The sequence below is a fragment of the Bacillus sp. S2(2024) genome, assembly GCF_050474045.1.
Lineage (GTDB): Bacteria > Bacillota > Bacilli > Bacillales > Bacillaceae_G > Bacillus_A > Bacillus_A yunxiaonensis.
This window is the reverse complement of the sequence record NZ_JBFLUS010000003.1, coordinates 4,056,905-4,080,774: the sequence shown is the minus strand read 5'-3', so window position 1 is coordinate 4,080,774 and position 23,870 is coordinate 4,056,905. Positions and strand designations below refer to the sequence as shown.

Sequence of the window (23,870 nt, the reverse complement as noted above, 5' to 3'; positions counted from 1 at the left end):
TGTTTGGAAAAGCACGGGAAAATTTTCCGTGCTTTCATTATTTGTCGTGTTCTCAGGGTAATGATTGTTGAACAACATAGGTAGAAATGATCAAACTTTTTTATAAACATCTCATATTTTGTTGAAAAGAGTAATTCCATTTTGATCAATCTTTTTTAAGAAGGAATTTTTGTATTATCTGTTAAATAAAGGTTTTTAATTCACTTTAATCAAACTGTATTCTAAATCTACAATTTGGTACAACTGGATAGGGGCAAAACCTTTTTCTTGATTTAAAAAGTTAACTTCTTCTGTTTTATCTCCATTAAAATATAATAATCCAGCAAAGTTGGAATCAGGGGAATACCCAGGGACCACGATTTGTTTTTTCTTTTTGTCATAATTGAGACTTTGAAGGAATATTTTATTTTTTACTAATGATAAATCATCCTGGTTCAGATCTAGAATACCTAAATTGTGAGCATCACTAAAAAACAACTTATTTTTATCTAGAGTAATGTTTGTTACCTGCAAAGGTTTTGATTCCGAACAAGCTGTGAGAAAAGAGCATATTAGAAATATGGTTATCAAGTTACGCCATTGGTATTTCATCAGATCCCCCCTTTTTGCACTAAAGTACCCGTTAGTTTAAGCACATTTGACACTAAATTGTTCCTAAAGTTAACCGATAGTCCTTAATTTGACTGGACTTGGGATTATGAAATTAGCTCAATTGTAGTTATTTTATAAATGTATTGCGCATCCATTCATAAAATTTTTCCTTCTCTTCAAATTGTGGATAATGAGCTGATTTCTCAAAGGCTATAAATTCTTTTTTATCGGCTTCAATCATATCAAAATATTTTTTTGCTGCACTAGAGGAAGTCATATAGTCATATTTACCCATTACAAAATAACATGGCAATTTAAGTTTTGTTACTAAAGTAGGCAATGGATTTTTTAATACTTCTTTTAACAAAATCTGTTGAGAATAAGCTAACCCATAGTTATAACGGATTACATCTAATAAGTTATATTCACTACTGAATAACATATCTATGTTATTGCCATCGGGGTTATCAATAAGTCTTGAACTCCCACCATATTTCATAACATAATTTCGTGGGATAAATGTATCACCATTTTTGATTTTTTCAGTTAACCCTTGTAAAGATAAAACATCATCTTTATTGCCAGCATTTTGAGCTTGATTAATAGAGTAGTTCAAACTGTCAATCTCGCTTTCTACTGTATCACTCATTTGTCCAATACCAATATATGCTTCATATTTTTCAGGTGCTTTATAGGCAGCTTGCGTTGCAATATATGTACCATAAGAATGACCAATTAGTATTACCTTTTCTTTGCCAAGACGTTTTGATATATAATCCGTCATAGCCAGTAAGTCCTTCACTAATAAGTCTGATGAAAGATTAGAATAGTCCTCAAAAAAATGATACGATTTTCCACTAGCTCTTTGATCATAATTAACAACCGTAAAACTATTTTCTAATAAGTTTTGGTATTTCTGGGCATATGGTATTTCTGGACATCCAGGTCCTCCATGTACAAAAATAATAACTGGATTATCCTTATCTTTGCCACGTATCATAATTTCATGACTACTTCCATTTATCTCTACTTGTTCTAATGCACTTATACTGTTATGACCTTTTATATGCGAAGTCCATGTAGGGGAAAAAAGTGCAATAGTTAGCAATACTATAATAATTACTCCGATAAATGTTATTAATTTTTTTATATTTTTCATATGACTCCTTTCTGCTTCTCGTATGAAAAATTGGCTTAGTGAACCATCAGTGTTATCTGTTCTTGCAATCTGTTTTTTCTAAGTAAGGAAAGCCCTGTAAGAGAAGCCCCAAATGTAATCATCATTCCAACAGCAAGGATTCCCAAGGACACAATATTGTTAGGAATCAGCCTAGCACAAACAGATAAGAGTGCCCCGATAGTTCCTAACTAGATTAAACCAATCACATTAGTCCAACCTGTTTTTTATTCATGACACATCCACTCTTCTTTTTTACCTAATTATACCATTTAAGAAAAGTGGAATGTCAGTTGATTTCGAATATAATGATTTATAAAAACATATTCCGTATTTTAACCAATTTCCTATACTCCATATGTATAAAAGCTTGCATAAACTAACGGCAAGCTTATGAATTAATGATTAGCCCGCGGTAAACTTATACTTTCATTTTTCATAGGAAGTCATGGAAAATTGTTTAAAAACAAAAGGTTTCCGGCAGCTTTATGCTTAAAAAGTAAGCCGTTTTTTACTTACTATTTTATAGAGGTCACAATACCATTATGGGAAAGGATACAAGTTAATCGTTTCTTTGTATGTTAAGGAAGGATTTTCTGAATAGATGTTTGCTCAATTAGGAGATGTTATATTTATCCTTTTTATTCCTAATAGGTTATTTATTGATGTTTTTAACAAATATTAGGTAAATTCCTTTTTTGTTACATGTTAATATAAGTAAAAGGGGTGGATTATAACATGAATAATAAATGTAAAAATTGTGGTTCTACCAATTTAAAAGAAGGAAAAGTTGGATTTGGATACCATGCATATGTTTGTGAAAATATATCTAGTACCATTTTTAAAAGCGGAGTTCGTTCTAAGTTATTAACTACATTTTGTTTAGAATGTGGAGAAGTTCAATCTTTTAAAGTTGAAGAACCACAATTATTTAAAAAATAAATTCAATGTTTAAAACAAATCAAAATAAAACCTCTTTTTATAGCAAAATGAAAAATGGGGGATTGGATATGAGTGAATGTATTGGGAATGAACGGGGAAAAAGACTAGATATAGGTGGTATTGAATTATACTATGAATTGTTAGGGGAACATAATGAAGATCCAACTCTAGTTTTTGATTCTGGGTATGGAGCTACTTTAGAAAGCTGGAATCCGATTAGAGATGAGGTTTCAAAGTTCTCAAAACTATTTATTTATGATAGAGCTGGTGTTGGAAAAAGTGGAATGGATGACAGACCTCGTCATAGTCAACAAAGTGTTGAGAATTTACGTGTATTACTAAAAAAAGCAGGTGTAAAACCTCCATATGTATTAGTAGGACACTCATTTGGAGGGTTAAACATAAGATTATTTGCAAGTACATATCCAGAGGAAGTTGCAGGAGTAATCCTCTTAGACTCAACTCACGAGGATCAAAATAAAATATTGCCTTATTTATTTACAAAAGAAGTTCAGGAAGCGTATTTTAATCAATTTACTTTAGAAGGTTCTCTTCATGAGGTTGAAGAAAGTTTAGAACAAGTTCGTACTTCTAAATCTTTTGGGAACATTCCACTTATTGTTGTAACGGGTGGTTTGCAGCCTTTTCATACAGTGGAATCTATGGCTGCTTGGATGAGATTCCAAAGAGAGCTTGCTAACTTATCAACTAATAACAAACATATTGTTGTTGAAGATGCTGGGCATGTCATACATGCTGATCAACCACAAGTTGTTGTTGGTGTAATAAGAGATATGTTAAGTATGGTAAAGGATAACAATAAATATTCAGTTCTTTAATAACTTGTTATAACTCTTATTCATGCTGCTGAAAGATTATTACATGCATGAATAAGAGTTTGTACCTCCTTATACTTGATAGGTGGCTTATATAATAGCGAAATATCGAATATTACAGGAAGTACTGTTCATTTACATAATCAGCGTTATTGGTATTAACAAACTTCATTTAGCCCTAAAGGAAGTATAACTTTGCATAAAATGCAGGTTTATGCTTCCTTTTTTGTTGTGCAAGGATATGCTTCCTTAAAGTTTTGGAAATGAATCATTATCAGCTAATGTAAAGTGACATCATTTATTATAAATATAAACAACAAAAAAATTTAAAAGAGGTACTTGAACCTAACACTATGTCAGGTTGTATAGTAATGTTGCCGGCTAAAATAATTCGTACGAAATGAGGGGTTGATTCTGAATAAAAACACTTGGAAAATTGGAGAGTTAGCCAAGCAAACCAGGCTTACGGTACGGATGCTCCATTATTATGACAAAATTGGGTTGTTTTCTCCTTCGCATTCTTCTGATAAGGGACATAGAATCTACACTGAAACGGATATTGCCAAGCTGCAACAAATTATGTCACTTAAGCAGTTAGGTTTTGCTTTAGGTGAAATTAAAGAGATGATGGAAAATCCAAATTTGAATCCGGCCGAAGTTATAAAAGTACAACTAGAAAGTGTAAAAGAGTCGATTCGGATACAAGATCAATTGTGCAGTCGGTTGGAAAGAATATACGAGCTGCTTAACAGTCAACAAGAAGTGAGCGCAGAACAATTTATAAATTTAATTGAGGTGATTCATATGAGTAAAGATAAATATTTTACCCAAGAACAACAGGAAAAGATATTCAAACAGATGGGATTAGAGAAAAGAAAGCAATATGTAAGTGAATGGTCTGAAATAACTGCAAAGATACGCGCGGAATATGAGAAAGGGACACCACCTGAAAACCTAGATGTAACACAATTGGCAAAGCGATGGAATGAATACCTCAATAAGTTGACTTTTAAGGATCCTGAGATATCTAAAGCAGCTGAACGTTATTATAGAGAGAATCCTGAAATAGGAGAGAAATTTGGGATAGATAGCCAGCTTTCTGACTACATCAAGAAGGCTATATCACACAGTTAAATTCATCTTTATCCCGCTATTCGTGGGCAGTAAGACCCCCACCTCAAGGTTCAGAGGGAGGGGGTTATTCACGTAGTTGTTAATTTAGCATAGATGATAAAGAACAGGGTTAATTCTCCCATTATGACAATGTTCGGAACCATTACTATTAAATCAATAATAAAAAAGATGGCTAAAATACCTAAAAATAGCCCTAAGTGATAATATTTCAAACGATGTTTTTCATATCTGTATTGATGAAAAACAATAGAAGTTGCAATGAAATAGAGTAATACAGAACCGAATACAAAATACAAGATAAACAAATAACGAACCTCTTGTAAAAACAGCAACTTAATAGATGCAGCAATCATGCTTAAAGACATTAAAATAAACAAATGACCGTAAATAATGATTTGGCCGGTTGTTTGGATTGATTTATCCACTTTCTTCTCTACATTATCAAAATACTGCCACCACATAGAAATAATAAGAATAAATGAAATAAACGAAAATGAGATTGAATGCCAATCCCCTTTTTGCGGCTGCAGCACAGAAATGGTGCTGACGACCGATTCTCCAAAAAGGATTAATGTTAATAAAGCAAACCGTTCTAATAAATGAGTTGTATTTGGCGGAGCTTTCACCAAATACTTGCGTCCGAAAATAGGTACAATAATATCCACAATAATTCCTGCATATAACAAGGCGTATCGAATCCATGAATCAAAAAAGAGGGAAAAAAATGAGATTATGATTCCAAGCCAAAACCCTCTTCCTAAAAAGCGAGCCACCTTTTTTCGATTACCTTCTTCTAACTTTTGAACAACAAGATATTGGATAGCTGTTAGTGCTCTTAATCCAATATAACCAATCAGAAAGGAGAGATAGTATTGATCAAAATCTACCGATAAGCTGGATGTCATAATAAGAACAAACAACATTTGAAGAATCATAAACATACGTTGATGTAAAAAATCTTGGCCATACCGGTTTGTAAACATTGTTTGTCCAGTCCAAGACCACCATATCGGAATAAACATGAGAGCGAACTTTAATAAATATTCTGGGTGAATATATCCCTTTTCAACATGAACGAGAACTTGAGTGGTAGTTGCAACTGCTGCTACAAATAGCAGGTCATAAAAAAGTTCTAACCATGTAACTTTTTTTCTTCCATTTTTAGCACTCCTTTCCATGTTTGATAGAGTATAGTATCATGAAAGGTAACTTTGAACAAGGAGGGGAATTGAAATGACTAAAACGATTGGCCTTATGTGCGGCAGTTTAAGAAAAAATTCTTATAATCGAATCATAGCTCAATCATTGACAGATATGAGTGATTCTGTTCAGTTTCGTTGGATCGAGATAAAAGAGCTTCCTCTATTTAACGAAGATTTAGAAGTAGGCGGAGATCCAGAAGCAGTAACATCATTTAAGTCATCTATTCAAGAAGTTGACGGTATTATTATCGTTAGTCCAGAATACAATTCTGGCATTCCGGGTGCGTTAAAAAATGCATTGGACTGGGCGTCAAGACCTTCGAAATCCTCTGTTCTTAGTAGAAAACCAGTTGGCTTAATCGGAGCAACTCCCGGCGGATTAGGTACCGCCTTTGCTCAAATGCAAATCAGACAAATACTAGAAGCCATGCAAGTTCATGTTCTTCCATTTCAAAAAATGCTGATTTCGCAAGTACATGAAAAAATCGATTCCGATCAAAAAGTGCTTACTGACGAAAAAACAAAACAATATCTTCAGCGTTATTTACAACAATTTATTCATTGGATTGATCACACTCCTGTTCTAGATTAACAAAAGGGGCAAAATTTTAATGCCCCTATTCTCCTTCTTCATGGAACGCGAGGAACAGAATACAATTTATCTCGCTATTCGCGAGCGGTAATATTGATAGTATGATTTCGAACGATTCTTGGCTGTTAAGAGTATGAAGAAATGTATTAGGCCATGGGATGGCTCGTTTTTTTTGCCGCATTGCTGAAGGGGTTTTTGATGAAGAAAATCTGATTTTTCGCACGAAAGAATTGAATTAATTTTTAATGGAAATGTATCAGGAATCGATGATTTTTGTTATTTCTTTTTTAATACACTTAAATATGCATCCCATGGGCCAACGTCTTCTCTGTACCTTTCAGACATAACACGAACGATTTGAGAAATATGCGTTAAATCATGAACAACCCATGTTGAAATTAATTCTCTTACCTTCACTACACCAAATGCAGGATGGTATCCCGTCAATTCAAGTTGTAGTTCAGAATCAATAAGTGATGTAAGTTTGTTTATGTTGTATTTTCTAATGGTTTTAAACTCAAATAATTTTTCTTCAATAGATCCTTGAGATTTATTGTTTAAGTGGGAAAAACGATCAAAATGAGGAAAAGGTTTACTTTCACCTTCCTGGAGAATAAACTCTAGTCTCGGTATCCAATTGTTTTTCTCTCCCTCAATGAGGTGTTCAATCACTTCAGAGACATTCCATGTTTCTTTTCCTTCATTGCAGTGCAACCATCCATCAGATAAACCAGATAAAAAATACTCCAATGTTTGTGGTGTGCGATCAAGAACCTCAACAGCTTCATTTACATTAAAGTTCACATAATTTCCTCCTCTCGCTCATGATACAAAAGTATATTCCAAAAATTACCTTCATAAAATCCTTTAAAAAAGTTGTAAATCATTTATATTATTATACATTAGTTTTTGGTGAACATTTATTATAACAATTACTTTCATTTCTTTTTTGATATGGATAGAAAAAGAATAATGAAGTTGTAACTCAAATAATCCTACTAGGGATAGCATCAACAACACGAAATAGCTCTGTTACATGTAATACAGCTAAAAAGGCACCTCAAAAAAGAGGTGCCTTTGACGAAAAACTTCTTATTGTCTTGTGATACCGCGATTACGAGCGGCACGTGATTGTAGTAACCTCCATCCTGTTAAACAGGCACAAACTAAACAGATGGAAGCTGAACCGATAAAAACAATATGCATCCCTTCAAGAAAAATATCTGGACGATTAGGGATGAGCCCTGTAACTCGGTATCCAGCTTTTGCGCTCATGACACTGAACAAGGTAGTAGTGGCAACGGAAATCCCCACTACCATTCCGATATTTCGAACAAGTGAGTTGACACTTCCTACTACACCGAGCATAGATCTTGGTGCGGTTGACATGACCAATGAATTATTAGGTGATTGGAAAAGCCCGCTTCCAAGTCCAAGCATGGCGACAAGAACTCCTACCAGGGTAATCGAACTTCCGTCATGAAGTGTAGCTAGTCCAAATTGTGCTAGGACCATCACGAGTAAACCAATAAAGGTTAGTAATTCCTGCCCAATTTTATCTGATAATGCTCCGCTTATTGGTGCAACGATTGACATGGTAATCGGGAACAGCATGAGCAAAAATCCAGCACTTAGCGGTGATAGGCCTAAAATACTTTGCGTATAAAATGGAGCGATAATATTAAAACAAAAATTTGCTACGAACACGAGAAAACCAACCAAAATACTTAACGAAAATAAAGAGTTTTTAAATAATGAAAGATGCAGCATAGGCTCAGATACTTTGGATTCCACCCATAAAAATATGATAAAGCTAATGAGCCCTACGGCAAAAGTGGTAATAATCCGGATATCAGTGTAACCAATTTGTTGTCCTAACAAAAGCCCTGAAAAAAATGAAACAACAAAAATTGAGAACAATAAACTTCCTGCAATGTCGAGTTTTACATGTGAAAAGTTAAGATCATTCGGGAAAATTATCCATCCAAAAATAATAGCAATCAGCCCAATGGGAACATTAACCCAGAAAATATAGTTCCAACCAAAAGTAGAAACTAGTAGTCCTCCAAGACTCGGTCCTGCAATAGCTCCGAGAGAAACAAACGTCCCGACAAGACCAAGAGCTTTTCCGCGCTCATTAGCAGGGAAAATATCAGTAACAATTCCTTGGCTGTTGGCCATGGTCATGGAAGCACCAAGGGCCTGAACAATTCGAAAAAGAACAAGCCATGACAAGGAAATGCTAAATCCACATAAAAGAGAACCGATTACAAAAATGACTGTTCCAATTTTAAATATTTTAATTTTACCAAACATATCTCCTAATTTGCCAAAGAACAAAATAAGCGTACAAATAGCAATTAAATAGCTGCTAACCACCCATTCCGCTTTGGCAATCGACAATTGAAAGTATTTAGAAATATCCGGAAGAGCAATATTCACAATACTTGAATCAAGCGTGGCCATAAAAACAAACAAATTGAGAATGACCAAAATAGTCCAGCGTTTTTGCTGAACATGGGGATCTTCTTGGAAAGTTTTTGTTTGAGAGTTCAAGGGTAACACCTCATTAAATAGTAATAGTTGCGCAACTATTACTGGTTAAAATTTTTTAAAGAATGCTAAAAAGGAACCATGAATATGGATAGGAAACCGATTGGCAAGGAAACATAGCTTACAACCATTTTAATAAAATTTGTTAAAGACTTTTGAATAGAACAACCTCTCATTCAGTGATATAGAATGATTACTATATGGGATCCCGCCAACATTTCGTTGTTATCTTAACTAGAATTAGATTTTCTCAACATAACTTCTGTTACCTATATGATAAAATAAATTATACAGTTCCCTTTAAGCTGTTTTTTCAATAACCAAGTACGCGATGGAAAACTCTCTGATATGAGAGTTTATTTTTTTGCTTATTAATAATAACTCCATATATATTTTTTCTATGTCAGTACATCAATATACGCTCGAAAAAGTGTGGTGCTATATGTTTAGCTGTTAATTTGTCCATTATAATGTATTAGTGGAAATTATAGGATTCTTTTTATTTGTAGAAAATTTATGCTTTTGAAAATTGCACCACTTAAAAAAGCGTACAACTCATATTTTGTTAATTATGTATAGTAATTAATAAATTGGAATCTTTTGTGTAGTAAAGCGGTTTTGCTATAATGTATTAGCATAATTTATATATATAGAGGGGTGCTAGATGAAATGCAAAGATCTAAAATCGATTATCATATCGCTAATATTTTACAGTGGATATTAAATATAGCTCTTATTATATTATCCCTTGTTCTATCTATCTTTTTAATCAATGAAACATTCACATTTATACAATACGTGTTTTCATCAAAAAAATACACACCGTATAAACTAGTTGAAAGCATTATTGTTTACTTTTTATATTTTGAGTTTATTGCATTGATTATTAAATATTTCAAATCGAATTATCACTTTCCGCTGCGTTATTTTATCTACATAGGAATTACGGCCCTAATTCGATTAATTATTGTTTCTCATGAAGAACCATTTGAAACATTATTGTATGCAGGCTCTATTCTCATTTTAGTTGTGGCTTTATATCTCTCTAAATAAGGGATTTGAAGAAAGATTAATTTATCCCGCTATTCGCGGGCAGTAAGATCCTCATCTCAAGATTCAGAGAGAATCGAGATGGGGGTCTTTTCGTTAGGTGTGATAACATTAAATAAAGCGAAGAGTCCTATTATAAATAGGACTCTTCGCTTTACGTATAGTTGGTTGGTTTTTCTAGAAACCGAATCCGCCTCCAAAACAGCTACATCCAATTATAATTAACAGAATGAATAACACAATTAATAAGGCGAACCCGCCACCGAAACCACCACAACCAGCAAAACCCATATGAACTCCTCCTTCATGAATAAGGGGATAAAACAGTGGGAACATACTTGCTTACGGCAGATTCAAATTCAGTATATGTTATAAGCATATGTACAGTGCAAGTCCTCAAGGTGAAGTTATTTTTCTTTTCGGTTATTGCTGAAGTTCTTTCGAAGCAAGCTGATATCCCCTATTGCGTGAATAATCAATAGGAGGAAAGACTTTCATAATTTCTATCTTGAACTAAGCGGCTGGATCGAACTAAGAACCCGGTGACAATTCAGATTCCTGAATTTGAGTTTGGTAATGTTTTCCTTGTTTAAATGGTAGCTCAACACGTATGAAAAATATCCTATTTTAGGGAATGCTAATACAAGCTTTGTTAGCAACTATCTGGGTTCCATATATAATTTACAAATTAGAGAAAAACAGGAGGAAGGTAACATGCATGAAATCTTTATGTCAACTTTAGCAGGATTAATTGTAGGAGTAATATTTACTTTATTAAAACTTCCGATTCCTGCACCCCCAGTTTTCTCAGCAATTATGGGAATCATTGGTGTATGGGGCGGGATGAAGTTAGTTCAATTATTTTGGGGTTAGCATAAAAGGAAGCGGGTTTATGCTTCCTTTTTTTGTTATGTCCGGGTAGGGTTGTCAATAAAAGAAGACTATGGCAGTATATAAAAGTATATATAGCGAGTGGAGGAAATAAACTTATGTCAACTTTACCAAATTGCCCAAAATGTAATTCAGAATACACTTACGAAGATGGAGTCCTTTTTGTTTGTCCAGAATGTGCGCATGAGTGGAGTTCAGAAACGGAAAGTAATGAAGATGAAAAAGTTATTAAAGATGCAAACGGAAATGTGTTAAACGATGGTGATTCTGTAACAGTAATCAAAGACCTTAAAGTAAAAGGAACTTCACTAGTCGTAAAGATCGGTACAAAAGTAAAAAATATTCGTTTAGTTGATGGCGACCATGACATTGATTGCAAAATTGATGGTTTTGGACCTATGAAATTAAAATCAGAATTTGTTAAAAAGGCATAAATAAAGTATTTTTAGAAATTAAAAAGGATTACCTTGTATGTTTATAAGAGGTAATCCTTTTTAATCTGTTTTCTTTTTTATCATGTTGTTGAAATGAATGAATATCGAAGAATAAAAGTTTGTAAACATCGCAGTGTCTAACTCCTTTAAGCGGTTGTTAAAAATAAGTGCTATTACATGAAAACTTGCTGAACGACTTTTATAAAAGCAGCAATACTAGATAATAACACAAAGCCGCCTAAACAAGAACCAGTAACAATTTGGGTGAATAATAAATCTTTATTTTCGTTCATAAGAATCCGCTCCTTTATCATATTCTCTAGGTTTAATGTTAGCTTACATGAATTTAAGAAGCGGAAACATCGAATTGCCTAACAAAAATCTTACATTATTGTAAGAATTCTTGCATTTAGAAAAAGCGCTATTTTATTGAGAGAATAACTTTTTTGTTCAATAGCTTGATGGTCAAATAAAAACGTACTTGTAAGAAATTCAACGTTCTTGATTCATCATATAATGTAATTGTACTGGAATGCATCGTCTAGATGGAGGAGGTCAAATATATGAAATCAAAGGCCGTTTTATGGATTTTAGCGGCTGTTATGGTCTTCACGTTTGGTTTGTTAGTTAGATATATACATACAGGAGTCATCACAAATGATCACATTTTAGGATCCCTAGGGTATACTATAGCTTTTAGTCTTGCTTATTTTATCGGTTTCAAATTAAAGAAAAAGTAAAAAACTATAATTCCTTCAAAAACAAAATAAACTTCTCCAAACTTTGTGACCTTCGTTTGCCGCGTTTAATAATAAAATTGATCTTAATTTTGTCTGGTAGTTTCTCGTGATGAATAGTCTTCATTTCTGCAACATCTGCTGGTAGGATGCTTATACCAAGTCCTGCATGAACAGCTTGGAGAATGGATTCAAGGGAATCAAATTCTATAATATTTGGTTGTTTCCAATTCTGTTTCTCTGCAAAATCTAACAGTTTATTTCTATATATACAGCTGGGATCACTATTGATAAGTAGCGTTGGATGTTGGTGCTGTTCAATTGGAGAAGTGAGTATAATGTTTTCGCAATAACTGTAAACATTTTCGAACTGTGAATCGTTATATGTACCGTTTATAAAAATTCCATCAACCTCTCCGTAAGAAAGCATTTCTTGTAATTTTAGCTTACTGTTTGTTTTTATTTTTAAATCAATGTTTGTATTTGCCCGCAAAAAAGAAGAGAAGAGCCACGGAACTTTCACGGCAGAAATTGTTTGGGGTGCTCCGATGATTAAAGATTCCCTCCACTTTTTTGGGTTTATTTTTGTTTTTGCTTCATCCATTAACAGCATAATTTGATTTGTATAATCTAATAAAACTTTTCCGTCTTCAGTTAATGTTACTCCTCTGTTATTACGTATGAATAATTGAACGCCTAGTTCCTCTTCTAAACTTTTTATGCGCTGGCTTATATTTGGCTGCACATATCCGAGTTTTTCAGCAGTTCTAGATATAGATTGCAATTCGGCAACGTGTTTAAAAATCCATAAATCGTGACTTTCCAAAAATATATCCCTCCACTGATATCATTTTAAATGATATCACCTTCATTATTCCGTATTATACCTTTCGTATGAGCGAAGATACAATTATAACAAATAGGAAAAGAAGAGGAGAAGGAGCAATGGAGATAAAAGATAAGGTGGTTATTATAACAGGCGGCGGTACTGGTATCGGAAAGGCTACGGCTTTGAAATTGGCAGGTGCAGGAGCGAAGGTTGTAATTAATTACAGCCGTTCGGAAAAAGAAGCAGTAGAAACAAGGGATGAAATTGTACAACGCGGAGGTACAGCGCTCGTTTTGAAAGCTAATGTAGCGGTAGAAAAAGAAGTTGAGGACATGGTACTGCAAACTGTGAAATCTTTTGGGACAGTAGATTGTTTAGTGAATAATGCAAGTATAACAGCGCAAATATCGATGGATGATTTACAGTCTGTAACGGATGAAGTGTGGAATTCTCTTTTTAACGTAAATGTGAAAGGGATGTTTCATTGTGTAAAGGCTGTTGTTCCTTATATGAAGAAACAAGGATGGGGTGCTATCGTGAACGTAGGCAGTGTTGCCGGAATAACGGGACTAGGTTCATCTGTACCTTATGCAGCAACAAAAGGAGCTATTCACACGATGACGAAATCGTTAGCAATTGCACTTGCACCTGAGATTAGGATAAATAGTATCGCTCCTGGTGCAGTTCATACGAGATGGTGGGCTGACAATGAAGAGAAGATGCATCAACTTGCGGGAAACATACCCCTGAAAAGAATTTCAACACCTGATGAGATTGCAGAGGCAATCCTGTTTCAATTGACTCAAGAGTCTATTACAGGACAGATATTTACAATTGATAACGGACAGACGCTTTGAAGTTGTAGTTTATAATGAAAAACATCCTCTTACTTTATGTATAAGAGGATGTTTTTCATTATAGATGTTCCTAACATTCACGTTACAAAGCGGAACAGTGAAATTCGTATGTGTATTTTCAATTTTGTTGTTTCAGTTTCTCGTTTAAAATATTGTCCTCTAAGACAGCAAATTTATCACCATATACTTTCGTAATATGTCTTTCTCCCCATGTGCATAGAGAGTCTAAAATACCTTGTAAGCTCCATCCATATTCGCTTAGTTCATATTCCACCTTTGGCGGCACTTGATTGTAAACGATGCGATTGATGACGCCATCTTCTTCTAACTCACGTAATTGCTGCGTTAACATTTTCTGTGTAATGTTTGGCATAAGACGTTTCAATTCACTTGTGCGTTTTTTACCATGAGTAAGATGACAAAGAATCACACATTTCCACTTTCCTCCTATTACTTCGAGTGTTGCTTCTACGGAAATATTGTACTTTTTTTTCTCCATGTTCTGCCTCCTAATTAATAGGTACTTTTTAGTACCTATATAACCTCTTAGTACCTATATTACTTAAAAGTACGTACTTTTCTTTATTTCTCCTATATCCCATAATAACATTTGTCAGCGGATTCTTACCATATGGTTTTTATATAGTTTGTTTAGAAGCGCTAGAACGATACAACAAGAAGATGAGGAGGAGGAAGAATGAATTTAGATAAAAAACGAAGTACATTGGCACTATTGGCATTAGCTGTAAGTGCTTTTGCAATCGGAACAACAGAATTTATTAGTGTAGGGTTACTACCACTGATTGCTCAAGATTTAAACATTACTGTTACAACAGCTGGATTAACTGTTTCTTTATATGCTTTAGGGGTGACATTTGGAGCGCCTATCTTAACTTCTTTAACATCCGGTATGTCACGTAAATTCTTATTACTTTGGATTATGATTGTGTTTATTGTTGGAAATAGTATTGCCGCGAGTGCAACAAGTATCAGTTTGTTGTTAGTTGCTCGTGTTGTCTCTGCGTTTTCACATGGTTTATTTATGTCTATAGGCTCTACGATTGCTGCTGATTTAGTTCCAGAAAATCGCCGAGCAAGCGCCATCGCGATGATGTTCACAGGGCTCACAGTAGCAACTGTTACAGGTGTTCCGATTGGTACATTTGTTGGACAACAATTTGGCTGGAGAGCTTCTTTTGTAGCGATCGTTGTAGTAGGTATCATTGCTTTCGTTGCAAACAGTATTCTTGTTCCATCTAATTTGCGAAAAGGTAATCGAATAACGTTTCGTGATCAAATTACTTTGATTACAAACGGTCGGTTACTTCTTTTGTTCATTATTACAGCTTTAGGTTATGGAGGTACATTCGTTGTCTTTACGTATTTATCTCCATTACTACAAGAGATAACTGGATTTAAGGCAGGAGCTGTTACTATTATTTTACTCGTTTATGGGGTAGCAATTGCGATCGGTAACGTCATTGGCGGTAAAGCAGCGAACCGGAATCCGATTCATGCGTTATTCTATATGTTTATTGCACAAGCGGCTGTGCTCTTTATTTTAACGTTCACAGCTCCGTTTAAGATAGCTGGTCTTATTACAATCATCTTAATGGGATTATTAGCGTTTATGAATGTACCAGGATTACAAGTATATGTCGTGATGTTAGCTGAACGTTTTGTGCCGAGTGCAGTAGATGTGGCATCTGCAATTAATATTGCTGCATTTAATGCTGGAATTGCTATTGGTTCTTATTTAGGTGGTGTAATTACAGATTCGATTGGGCTCATTTATACGCCTTGGATTGGAGCATTAATGGTTTTAGGAGCTGTGATTTTAACAGGGTGGAGCAAAACGCTGGAACAAAACGATCAAAAACGTGCAGCATAGAAAATTTTCTTTCATAATTAGGAGGCTTATTTATAATGATGAAACATTTACAAGATAAAACAACTTTGCATAACGGTGTACAAATGCCTTGGTTTGGCATTGGAGTATTTAAAGTAGAAGAAGGTCCTGAGTTAGTGAATGCTGTAAAAACAGCGATTACACATGGCTACCGCAGTATTGATACAGCAGCGATTTATGGAAATGAAGAAGGAGTTGGACAAGGGATTCGTGAAGGAATACAACAAGCGAATATTTCTAGAGAAGATATATTCGTGACATCAAAAGTTTGGAATGCAGATTTAGGATATGAGTCCACAATTGCTGCTTATGAGACAAGTTTAGATAAACTTGGACTAGAGTATTTAGATTTATACTTGATTCATTGGCCTGTGGAAGGGAAATATAAAGAGGCGTGGAGAGCATTAGAGACCCTTTATAAGGAAGGACGAGTAAAAGCGATTGGAGTAAGTAATTTTCAAATCCATCATCTTGAAGACTTAATGAAAGATGCAGAGATTAAACCAATGGTGAACCAAGTAGAATACCATCCGCGCTTAACGCAAAAAGAGCTGCAAGCATTTTGTCAGGAACATAACATTCAGTTAGAGGCCTGGTCTCCGTTAATGCAAGGGCAATTACTAAATCATGAAGTACTTCAAGAAATTGCTAACAACTATAACAAGTCTGTTGCACAAGTCATTTTACGCTGGGATTTACAAAATGGTGTTATTACCATCCCGAAATCTACAAAAGAACATCGAATTGTTGAAAATGCAGATGTATTTGACTTTGAGTTAAAGGAAGAAGATATGAAACGCATTGATGATTTGAATGAGGATCATCGTGTTGGTCCAGATCCTGATAATTTTGATTTTTAATGTAATGAACTATTAGGAGTTATCTGTGTCACTTTTGCTCATGTTAAGCATCTAAGGGGATATATGAAGAACCCGCACTTCAAGATCGCAAAGAGATAAGTGCGGGGGGGTTCATAATATGATAATTGAGTTATTGTCTAGTTCTCATTTACATCATCAGCTATAATATGGTTTAGAAAGGATGATTTCTATGGAACAGCGCTCGCTCGTCCTGCTTGGTTTGCTTATGAGCCAAAGTCAGCATGGATATCAAATTAATGAATTTATTGAAAGAAATTTAAGTACAGTTACAGATATGAAAAAGCCTACTGCTTATGCGACTTTAGATAAACTTCATAAAAAGGGATACATTGATGTTCAATTGGAGCAAGAAGGAAACAGACCATCGCGCAAGGTGTATTCTATTAATGAAAATGGTAAGCAATATTTTTACAAATTGTTATTGGACAACTTATCATCAGCCGAGAGTGTTAACTATCAAGGTGATATAGGATTAATGTTTATTGACTTTCTTCCATTAGAAAAATCGTTGCCGGCTCTAGAGGAACGATTAAATAAAAATAAGAAGTTCATTCATATGTTTAAACAAACTCCAGCTCATGAGATGAGGATTGGAGTCAATCTGGCAATAGAACATAAAATAACAATGTTAGAAGCAGAAATTGCATTTCTTGAAAAAACGATTGAAACGCTTAGCTCTAAAATTTAAATGCTCTAAAGGCAATGGAACCGCTGTATAGCAGGTTCTTTTTTGCTATTTATGTGAGTGTTTTTGCTGCATATCCCGTTGCTAAATATGACGATATAATTTATAGTCATGTTTTTATTAGTCACGGTTGACTAATAAGAATGTTGTGTATATAATAACCTTAATTAGTCACACGTGACTAGTTATTTTAAAACTAAAGGGGTGACTTACATTATTTCTCGTACTGTCATGGACAGTCATTCTATTATTCTAGTAGATAAATTGAAAGTAAGCCTTGATATTCAGAGAGTCTATGAAGTCGTCCAACTATCGTAAAAGAAGTAAATTTTAGAAATCAAGTAACCATTATGGTAACGCATGCTTGAATACTGTGACAAAGTCTACCGAATGAAAGACGGTAAACTAGAGTAAGCTAAGTGTTATTTACCAAGAAAGTAGAAACAGAGATCATTCTAGCATTAGGATGAATGAAAAAAGTATATATGTAATGCAGATATTCAATTCGAAGAAGTTTTCAAACATTAAGGAGGTTTTTGAAGATGATCGTTGTTACAAACAGAATTAAAACAAAAGTAGGATTTGCAGAAAAGATGGCTCCAGCATTTACTCGTCCAGGTGCACTGCAAAAAATGGAAGGCTTTGTGAAAGTTGAAGTTTTAATTACACAAAACTTACCTGAGCATGATGAAATCAGTGTAAACACGTATTGGGAAAGCATGGACAGCTTTACGAACTGGAGAAATAGTGATGCTTTTAAAGAATCACATAAAAGACCAGAGTCAGGTTCTCACGAAGCACAGCAAGAATCACCGATTTTAGGTAACCAAATTATTGTTGCAGAAGTTGCAGGTGTAATGGAGGCAATTTCTGAGTAAATATGTTTTTTTATAGGAATGGATGTATCCGTTCCTATTCTATTATTTAAATGTGTGTCCCAAAACGAAAAAGTAGTATCTTTTTCGTTTTGGGACATTTTCATTTTCTTAAGAAAATCTTAAGAAACCTCCTCGCTATTTGTTAAGAAACAATATTTATACTTAGAGTCATCTTACACAATAGTGATTAAGCGAGGAGATATTTTATGCAATTCATTACATTCTTAACTGAGTTTATTAAGCACCCGAAAAATACTGGGGCGATTGCTCCGAGCTCGAAAATATTAGCAAAAAAAATGGTGGATGCTATCAATTTTGAAGAAGCGAAATATATTGTGGAATTAGGACCTGGAACAGGATCTTTTACAAAAGAAATAATGAAGAGAAAAAAGAAACATACTACATTGATTCTTATTGAAATTAATGAAGTGTTTTTCAAAGACCTACAGAAACAGTTTGAGAATGATCCAAGCGTTTTTGTTGTACATGGATCAGCTGAAAATATTCAAACGTACATCAAAGAGTTAAATATAGATAAAATTGACTATGTATTATCTGGATTACCGTTTACTTCATTACCGGCTGAAGTGTCGTCCAGTATTTTAAGTAGTGTTATGGAAGCATTACAAGGAAATGGTGAATTCATCACATTTCAATATTCGCTCGTGAAGAAAGCATTTATCCAGAAGTTCTTTCCAGCGATATCACTTAAAAAGGTGTGGTTCAATTTCCCGCCAGCGTATGTGTTTTGTTGTGGAAAAGAACAAGGGAGGACTGTAGCGAATGGGATTACATGAATTGTTATTATACATTCAACATTACGGTTACGGTGCTTTGTTTTTTTGTTTATGGTTAGGGATTATTGGGATGCCAATTCCTGATGAAATGGTTGTGATGAGCGGTGGATTTGTTTCATCGATGGGTATATTAAAACCAATTCCAGCTTTTATGCTAACATATTTGGGTGTTGTGTCAGGGCTATCTTTAGGATATATACTTGGGAAAATGTTTGGTTCGAAAATTCTTGATAGGATTATGAAAAAGAAGAAGATGAAGTATCTTTTAAAATCACAAGAACTACTGAATAGATACGGACGTTATGCATTGGTAACAAGCTATTTCATACCAGTAGTGAGACATATTGTTCCTTATTTAGTTGGAATCAATAATATGCCATTTAAAACGTATGCCAAGTACTCGTATGTTACAGGATTTGTTTGGACATTGTTATACTTTATAATTGGATTTATCTTTGGAGGAAACATAGAGCGTATTGTAGAACTCACAACTAAGTATGGCGTGTTTTTTGGAGTAGTTATTGCGATTGCATTTGGTACTTCTTATTTATATAGACAGCGAAAAGAACAGATAGTTGTAGGTAAAGAATCGAAGGGATCTAAAGATTTGATAGGCTGAAAATGTTGGAGGGGCTATTGTGGGCAAAGAAACAATACTTGTCGTAGATGATGAAAAAGAAATTAGGGACCTCATTACCATTTACTTAAAAAATGAAGGGTATGAAGTATTACAGGCCGGGGATGGTGCAGAGGGATTAGAGTTAGTAAAGAAACATGAAGTGCATTTAGTCGTATTAGATATTATGATGCCGAAAGTAGATGGTATTCATATGTGTATGAAAGTGCGGGAAATAGCTGAGATGCCGATTATTATGTTATCTGCAAAAACACAAGACATGGACAAGATTTTAGGATTAACAACTGGTGCAGATGATTATGTAACAAAGCCTTTTAATCCATTAGAATTAATTGCACGAATTAAATCGCAGCTTCGCAGATATATGAAAATGAGCGGAGGCTTTATACAAAACGAAAATGAAATTGAAATCGGTGATATGAAAATGAATGTTGCAACACATGAGGTGATTGTTGCAGAGGAAGAAGTGAAATTGACACCGAGGGAATTTTCGATTTTAGAGTTACTTGCCAGAAATCGCGGGATGGTATTTAGTGCGGATCAAATTTATGAGCGAATATGGAATGAACAGTCCTTTCAATCTGATAATACTGTGATGGTACATATTCGAAAAATACGTGAGAAGACGGAAGAAAATCCAAGGAAACCTCGTTATATAAAAACGGTGTGGGGAGTGGGTTATAAGATTGAGAAAGATATTTAAACCATTTTATTATATGAATAAAAAAATAATAGAGTTAACAAACAAAGTTTTAAATCATCACATTCGCCGAAGTATTAGAATTCAATTAATTACTACGTTTATTTTTTGCGCATTGTTAGGTTTTTTTGTAACAAGATTATCAGCTCCATTTTTTGAAAAAGCAAATCAACATGCAGTAATTGATTATCGTAATGGTATGGAGGAAATTAATGAGGAAGCAAAGCGCACAGCAGAGACCATAGCGAGAGAAAATACTGTAGATGCGTTGCAAAGCATGATTGACATGGAAAATCAAAAGGCTGAAAATAGTCAGCATGCTTTAAAAGTACTAGTTACAGATGAAACAGGTAAGGTTTTGTATAAAACAAAACAAGCGCAGGAAGAACAAATCAACCTGCATGATACCATTCGCAATGTGATGTCTTTTGCTATTAATCGTCCAATTGATAATAGTGGTTCAAGAGAAATTGAGGACTTGCATAAGGAATTTATTACTTTTTATCCAGTTACAATTGAAGGTAAGAATTTATATATGTTCGTGAGCGGCATTCCAAGAGGGGATGTTATATATAACACGACAGAAGGGCCTTTTCCATTTCTTATTGGCGTTATCGTATTCATTTTTTCTTTCTTCTATATAACGAAGCGAAAGATGAAACAGATTGAAGCGATGGCGCAAGGGGTGAAAGAAATCGCGAAGGGAAACTTAGCATATCGAATTGAGGAAAAGGGACAAGATGAACTGGCTTTATTAACTGAAAATATTAATCATATGGCAGAAGAGATTAGGATGAATATTGAAAAAGAACGGAAAATTGAAAAGCAAAAAAATGAATTGATTACAAATGTATCACACGATTTGCGAACACCACTTACTTCTATTATGGGATATTTACGTTTACTTAGCGATGCCAAATATGAAAATAAAGAACAATATGATGAGTATGTAAGAATCGCATTTTCAAAGTCAGAGCAGTTAAAGAATTTAATAGAAGATTTATTTGAGTACACAAAGCTAACAAATGAGAAAATCACATTAGAAAAGCAAGAAGTATGTGTAAACGAACTTCTTGATCAATTAATCGAAGAGCTTGTACCACAAGCAGAAGAACATAATCTTTCGTTTGTGAAAGAATTTCCGGAAGAGCGTCTATATGCTGCCTTGGATTCGGAAAAAATTGTCCGTGTGTTTGATAATTTATTGATGAATGCAATTAAATATAGTAAAGATGAGGGAGAAATTACAGTCTCACTTCAAAAGCAACGGCGTAACATTTGCATTTTTGTTGCGAATCATAGTGAAGAATTTACAAAAGAAGAGCTTGAGAACGTATTTGAACGCTTTTATAAAAAAGATCAATCGAGAAGTAGGGTCTCAGAAGGGTCGGGGCTTGGTCTTGCAATCGCGAAAAGTATTGTGGAGATGCAGGGGGGAGAAATTCGGGCAGAATATGAGGATGGGATAGTTCGATTTATTATTGTATTACCAGTTGTAGCGAAAATGTAGTCATTGTTTGTATCAATTGTTTTTGATACAAATATGGAATGCTGTCAAAGCAGGTACTAAATAGAACTATATCGATAGATTTTTTACATTTTATATAAAAAGAAAAAGCGCCTCAACTTGAACTGCACCCCAATTGTTAGACACAGTCTAACAATTGGAGGTGCAGTTTTTTTATGACAAGATACTCTTTAGAAACCAAGTTATCTGCCGTTACCGATTATCTTAACAGCGTAGAATCCTTTAAAGATATAGCTCAAAAACATTGTGTAGATATGACGATGTTAAAAAAATGGGTAGCTAAGTTTAAAAAACATGGATTGGCAGGTCTTCAAAAGACATATACAAATTACTCTGTTGAGTTTAAAATGGACGTACTTAAATTTATAAGCGAGATGGGAGCGTCCATCGCAGAAGCTACTACGGTATTTAATATTCCTACTTCTAGCACTGTGTGGAAGTGGAAACATTTATTTGAAACACAAGGGATTGACGCTCTTCAACCAAAGGAAAAGGGGCGTCCACCTATGAAAAAGAAGCCAGAGAACAATCAACAAGTAGAAGGATCAGAAGAAGCATTAAAAGCGGAAATTGAGAGATTACGTATGGAGAATGCGTATTTAAAAAAGTTACATGCCTTAATTCAAGAAAAGGAAAAGTCACAGAACAAGACAAAGCGCAAATAATTTATGAGTTGAGGCACGAATTTAAAATCATTGACTTAGTAAAAGTCGCTGATATTCCGCGCAGTACCTATTATTACTGGGTGAAACGAATGGATTGCCCAGATAAATATCACGAAGTGAAAGAAATGATCCAACAGATTTTTCATAAGCACCAAGGTCGATATGGCTATCGTCGTATTACATGGACATTACGCAATCAAGGTATCATATTAAATCACAAAACAGTTCGTCGCTTAATGAGCGAAATGAATTTAAAATCTCTTGTCCGTATGAAGAAGTATCGCTCATATCGTGGGAAAGTTGGTAATATTGCACCAAACATACTAAAACGTGATTTTGGAGCAACGAAACCAAATGAGAAATGGGTTACAGATGTGACAGAATTCCACATACATGGTGAGAAGTTGTATTTATCCCCGATACTTGATTTATATAATGGTGAAATTATTGCGTATAACATAGAGAAACGTCCTGTTTACCCATTAGTCTCAAAGATGTTGAATAAGGCTTTTCAACAATTAAAAAATGGTGAATTTCCTATCCTCCACTCGGATCAAGGATGGCACTATCAAATGAAGGAATACCAACATGTATTGAAAGAAAAAGGAATTACACAAAGTATGTCTCGTAAAGGGAATTGTTTAAATAACGCAGTCATCGAAAATTTCTTTGGCTTATTAAAGTCTGAATTACTCTACTTACAAGAGTTCGAAAGTATGGAACATTTTAAATTAGAATTAGAAAAATATATTCACTACTACAATCATGACCGAATTAAAACAAAATTAAAAGGAATGAGTCCTGTACAATACAGAACGCATTCCTCATTAGTTGCTTAAAATATGTGTCTAACTTTTTGGGTTCACTTCAACTTCCAATGAGGTGCTTTTTCCTACATATATTTACACACGTACAGCCGTACCGCTTACGGCAACCATTAACATTCCATCACGAACAACTTCGTAGTCTACATCAATACCAACAATTGCATTTGCTCCTTTTTGCTTCGCAAGACTTTTGATTTCCTCCATCGCAATATCACGTGCTTCTTTTAATTTACTTTCATATGCACCGGAACGGCCACCGACAACGTCACGAACAGAAGCGAATATGTCACGTACAATATTTGCGCCCATAATTGCTTCGCCGTTTACGATATCAATATACTCAATAATTTCTTTTCCTTGAATAACAGAAGTTGTTGTTACGATCATTTTCGACACTCTCCTATAATCTTTAAAAATATATGACTGTTTCTTATGCTTTTATTATTACATTGAAACAGTAAAGTAACTATTTAATAACCTTACATAAAGGTGACAGTTTCGTAAGGTTTTATAAGTGGGATTTTATGTATTTTACTTT

At 34.4% G+C, this 23,870-nt stretch carries 26 protein-coding genes and 2 pseudogenes; 19 read left to right on the top strand and 9 right to left on the bottom strand.

The genetic code is table 11. The features are described from left to right. Positions 1-195 precede the first annotated feature (195 nt). Together AB1284_RS20800 and AB1284_RS20795 are read right to left on the bottom strand one after the other, a co-directional pair. Entirely contained in the window at positions 196-591 is a 396-nt protein-coding gene (locus AB1284_RS20800) for a hypothetical protein (RefSeq protein WP_429753179.1), read from the bottom strand. A 127-nt stretch (positions 592-718) separates the two neighbouring features. After that, the gene (locus AB1284_RS20795) at positions 719-1,750 is read right to left on the bottom strand and encodes an alpha/beta hydrolase (protein ID WP_429753180.1); all 1,032 of its coding nucleotides are present in this window, start codon (positions 1,748-1,750) and stop codon (positions 719-721) included. 756 nt (positions 1,751-2,506) lie between these two features. Here AB1284_RS20795 and AB1284_RS20790 point away from each other — a divergent pair. The 3 genes from AB1284_RS20790 (at position 2,507) to AB1284_RS20780 (ending at position 4,680) form a co-directional block, all read left to right on the top strand. Then, entirely contained in the window at positions 2,507-2,710 is a 204-nt protein-coding gene (locus tag AB1284_RS20790) for a hypothetical protein (RefSeq protein ID WP_429753181.1), read from the top strand. A gap of 68 nt (positions 2,711-2,778) precedes the next feature. After that, positions 2,779-3,549, top strand: a complete 771-nt coding sequence (locus AB1284_RS20785; protein ID WP_429753182.1) for an alpha/beta fold hydrolase — start codon at positions 2,779-2,781, stop codon at positions 3,547-3,549. Positions 3,550-3,954: 405 nt separating this feature from the next. Further along, a complete protein-coding gene (locus AB1284_RS20780) occupies positions 3,955-4,680 on the top strand; it encodes a MerR family transcriptional regulator (protein WP_429753183.1) in 726 nt (241 codons plus the stop codon). Positions 4,681-4,748: 68 nt separating this feature from the next. On the opposite strand, the gene AB1284_RS20775 is transcribed toward AB1284_RS20780, so the two are convergent. After that, on the bottom strand, positions 4,749-5,858 hold the full coding sequence (locus tag AB1284_RS20775; RefSeq protein WP_429753184.1) for a low temperature requirement protein A: 1,110 nt from the start codon (positions 5,856-5,858) through the stop codon (positions 4,749-4,751). 55 nt (positions 5,859-5,913) lie between these two features. On the opposite strand from AB1284_RS20775, the gene AB1284_RS20770 reads away from it, so the two are divergent. After that, positions 5,914-6,474, top strand: coding sequence for an NADPH-dependent FMN reductase (locus AB1284_RS20770; protein WP_429753185.1), 561 nt, complete (start codon positions 5,914-5,916; stop codon positions 6,472-6,474). 131 nt (positions 6,475-6,605) lie between these two features. Next, positions 6,606-6,710, top strand: a pseudogene (locus AB1284_RS20765) (carboxylesterase); the annotation flags it as partial. 40 nt (positions 6,711-6,750) lie between these two features. On the opposite strand, the gene AB1284_RS20760 reads toward AB1284_RS20765, so the two are convergent. Beyond that, the gene (locus AB1284_RS20760; RefSeq protein ID WP_429753186.1) at positions 6,751-7,278 is read right to left on the bottom strand and encodes a DinB family protein; all 528 of its coding nucleotides are present in this window, start codon (positions 7,276-7,278) and stop codon (positions 6,751-6,753) included. Positions 7,279-7,566: 288 nt separating this feature from the next. Next, positions 7,567-9,039 (bottom strand): MFS transporter, encoded by a 1,473-nt coding sequence (locus AB1284_RS20755; RefSeq protein ID WP_429753187.1) that lies wholly within the window; start codon positions 9,037-9,039, stop codon positions 7,567-7,569. 657 nt (positions 9,040-9,696) lie between these two features. Here AB1284_RS20755 and psiE point away from each other — a divergent pair. After that, positions 9,697-10,100, top strand: a pseudogene (psiE, locus tag AB1284_RS20750) (phosphate-starvation-inducible protein PsiE). Positions 10,101-10,254: 154 nt separating this feature from the next. Here the strand turns inward: psiE and AB1284_RS20745 are convergent. Then, the gene (locus AB1284_RS20745; protein ID WP_429753188.1) at positions 10,255-10,368 is read right to left on the bottom strand and encodes a YjcZ family sporulation protein; all 114 of its coding nucleotides are present in this window, start codon (positions 10,366-10,368) and stop codon (positions 10,255-10,257) included. Between the two features lie 423 nt (positions 10,369-10,791). On the opposite strand from AB1284_RS20745, the gene AB1284_RS20740 reads away from it, so the two are divergent. From AB1284_RS20740 to AB1284_RS20730, 3 genes are all read left to right on the top strand, one after another. Further along, entirely contained in the window at positions 10,792-10,950 is a 159-nt protein-coding gene (locus tag AB1284_RS20740; RefSeq protein ID WP_429713855.1) for a XapX domain-containing protein, read from the top strand. A 116-nt stretch (positions 10,951-11,066) separates the two neighbouring features. After that, complete coding sequence (locus tag AB1284_RS20735) at positions 11,067-11,402, top strand: zinc ribbon domain-containing protein YjdM (protein WP_336482358.1); 336 nt, start codon at positions 11,067-11,069, stop codon at positions 11,400-11,402. A 563-nt stretch (positions 11,403-11,965) separates the two neighbouring features. Beyond that, complete coding sequence (locus AB1284_RS20730; protein WP_429753189.1) at positions 11,966-12,142, top strand: hypothetical protein; 177 nt, start codon at positions 11,966-11,968, stop codon at positions 12,140-12,142. A gap of 4 nt (positions 12,143-12,146) precedes the next feature. Here the strand turns inward: AB1284_RS20730 and AB1284_RS20725 are convergent, their stop codons facing one another. Further along, positions 12,147-12,965, bottom strand: coding sequence for a LysR family transcriptional regulator (locus AB1284_RS20725; RefSeq protein WP_429753190.1), 819 nt, complete (start codon positions 12,963-12,965; stop codon positions 12,147-12,149). A 119-nt stretch (positions 12,966-13,084) separates the two neighbouring features. Here AB1284_RS20725 and AB1284_RS20720 point away from each other — a divergent pair, with 119 nt between their 5' ends. Further along, entirely contained in the window at positions 13,085-13,825 is a 741-nt protein-coding gene (locus tag AB1284_RS20720; RefSeq protein ID WP_429753191.1) for an SDR family NAD(P)-dependent oxidoreductase, read from the top strand. Positions 13,826-13,943: 118 nt separating this feature from the next. On the opposite strand, the gene AB1284_RS20715 is transcribed toward AB1284_RS20720, so the two are convergent. Then, on the bottom strand, positions 13,944-14,324 hold the full coding sequence (locus tag AB1284_RS20715; RefSeq protein ID WP_429753192.1) for a winged helix-turn-helix transcriptional regulator: 381 nt from the start codon (positions 14,322-14,324) through the stop codon (positions 13,944-13,946). A 198-nt stretch (positions 14,325-14,522) separates the two neighbouring features. Between AB1284_RS20715 and AB1284_RS20710 the strand changes: the two genes are divergently transcribed. From AB1284_RS20710 to AB1284_RS20670, 9 genes are all read left to right on the top strand, one after another. Next, positions 14,523-15,716 (top strand): MFS transporter, encoded by a 1,194-nt coding sequence (locus AB1284_RS20710; RefSeq protein ID WP_429753193.1) that lies wholly within the window; start codon positions 14,523-14,525, stop codon positions 15,714-15,716. 35 nt (positions 15,717-15,751) lie between these two features. Beyond that, a complete protein-coding gene (locus AB1284_RS20705) occupies positions 15,752-16,594 on the top strand; it encodes an aldo/keto reductase (RefSeq protein ID WP_429753194.1) in 843 nt (280 codons plus the stop codon). 190 nt (positions 16,595-16,784) lie between these two features. Continuing rightward, positions 16,785-17,303, top strand: a complete 519-nt coding sequence (locus AB1284_RS20700) for a PadR family transcriptional regulator (RefSeq protein ID WP_429753195.1) — start codon at positions 16,785-16,787, stop codon at positions 17,301-17,303. A gap of 539 nt (positions 17,304-17,842) precedes the next feature. Then, positions 17,843-18,178 carry a heme oxygenase gene (locus tag AB1284_RS20695; RefSeq protein ID WP_429753196.1) on the top strand — a complete coding sequence of 112 codons (336 nt, stop codon included), beginning with the start codon at positions 17,843-17,845 and terminating at the stop codon, positions 18,176-18,178. A 206-nt stretch (positions 18,179-18,384) separates the two neighbouring features. After that, the gene (locus AB1284_RS20690) at positions 18,385-18,975 is read left to right on the top strand and encodes a class I SAM-dependent methyltransferase (RefSeq protein ID WP_429753197.1); all 591 of its coding nucleotides are present in this window, start codon (positions 18,385-18,387) and stop codon (positions 18,973-18,975) included. Then, positions 18,962-19,594 (top strand): DedA family protein, encoded by a 633-nt coding sequence (locus AB1284_RS20685; protein ID WP_429753198.1) that lies wholly within the window; start codon positions 18,962-18,964, stop codon positions 19,592-19,594. Before AB1284_RS20690 ends, AB1284_RS20685 begins: the two co-directional genes overlap by 14 nt. A 19-nt stretch (positions 19,595-19,613) precedes the next feature. Then, on the top strand, positions 19,614-20,315 hold the full coding sequence (locus AB1284_RS20680; protein WP_429753199.1) for a response regulator transcription factor: 702 nt from the start codon (positions 19,614-19,616) through the stop codon (positions 20,313-20,315). Next, positions 20,299-21,822: a HAMP domain-containing sensor histidine kinase gene (locus AB1284_RS20675; protein ID WP_429753200.1), complete on the top strand. Its 1,524-nt coding sequence runs from the start codon at positions 20,299-20,301 to the stop codon at positions 21,820-21,822. Before AB1284_RS20680 ends, AB1284_RS20675 begins: the two co-directional genes overlap by 17 nt. Before the next feature lie 173 nt (positions 21,823-21,995). Then, positions 21,996-23,344, top strand: a protein-coding gene (locus tag AB1284_RS20670) for an IS3 family transposase (RefSeq protein WP_429753201.1) whose coding sequence is annotated in 2 segments (ribosomal slippage) — positions 21,996-22,452 and positions 22,452-23,344 — 1,350 coding nt in all. Because the reading frame shifts where the segments join, the coding sequence is not laid out codon by codon here. A 63-nt stretch (positions 23,345-23,407) separates the two neighbouring features. Here the strand turns inward: AB1284_RS20670 and AB1284_RS20665 are convergent. Then, positions 23,408-23,719 (bottom strand): heavy metal-binding domain-containing protein, encoded by a 312-nt coding sequence (locus AB1284_RS20665; protein ID WP_429753202.1) that lies wholly within the window; start codon positions 23,717-23,719, stop codon positions 23,408-23,410. Positions 23,720-23,870: the final 151 nt, after the last annotated feature.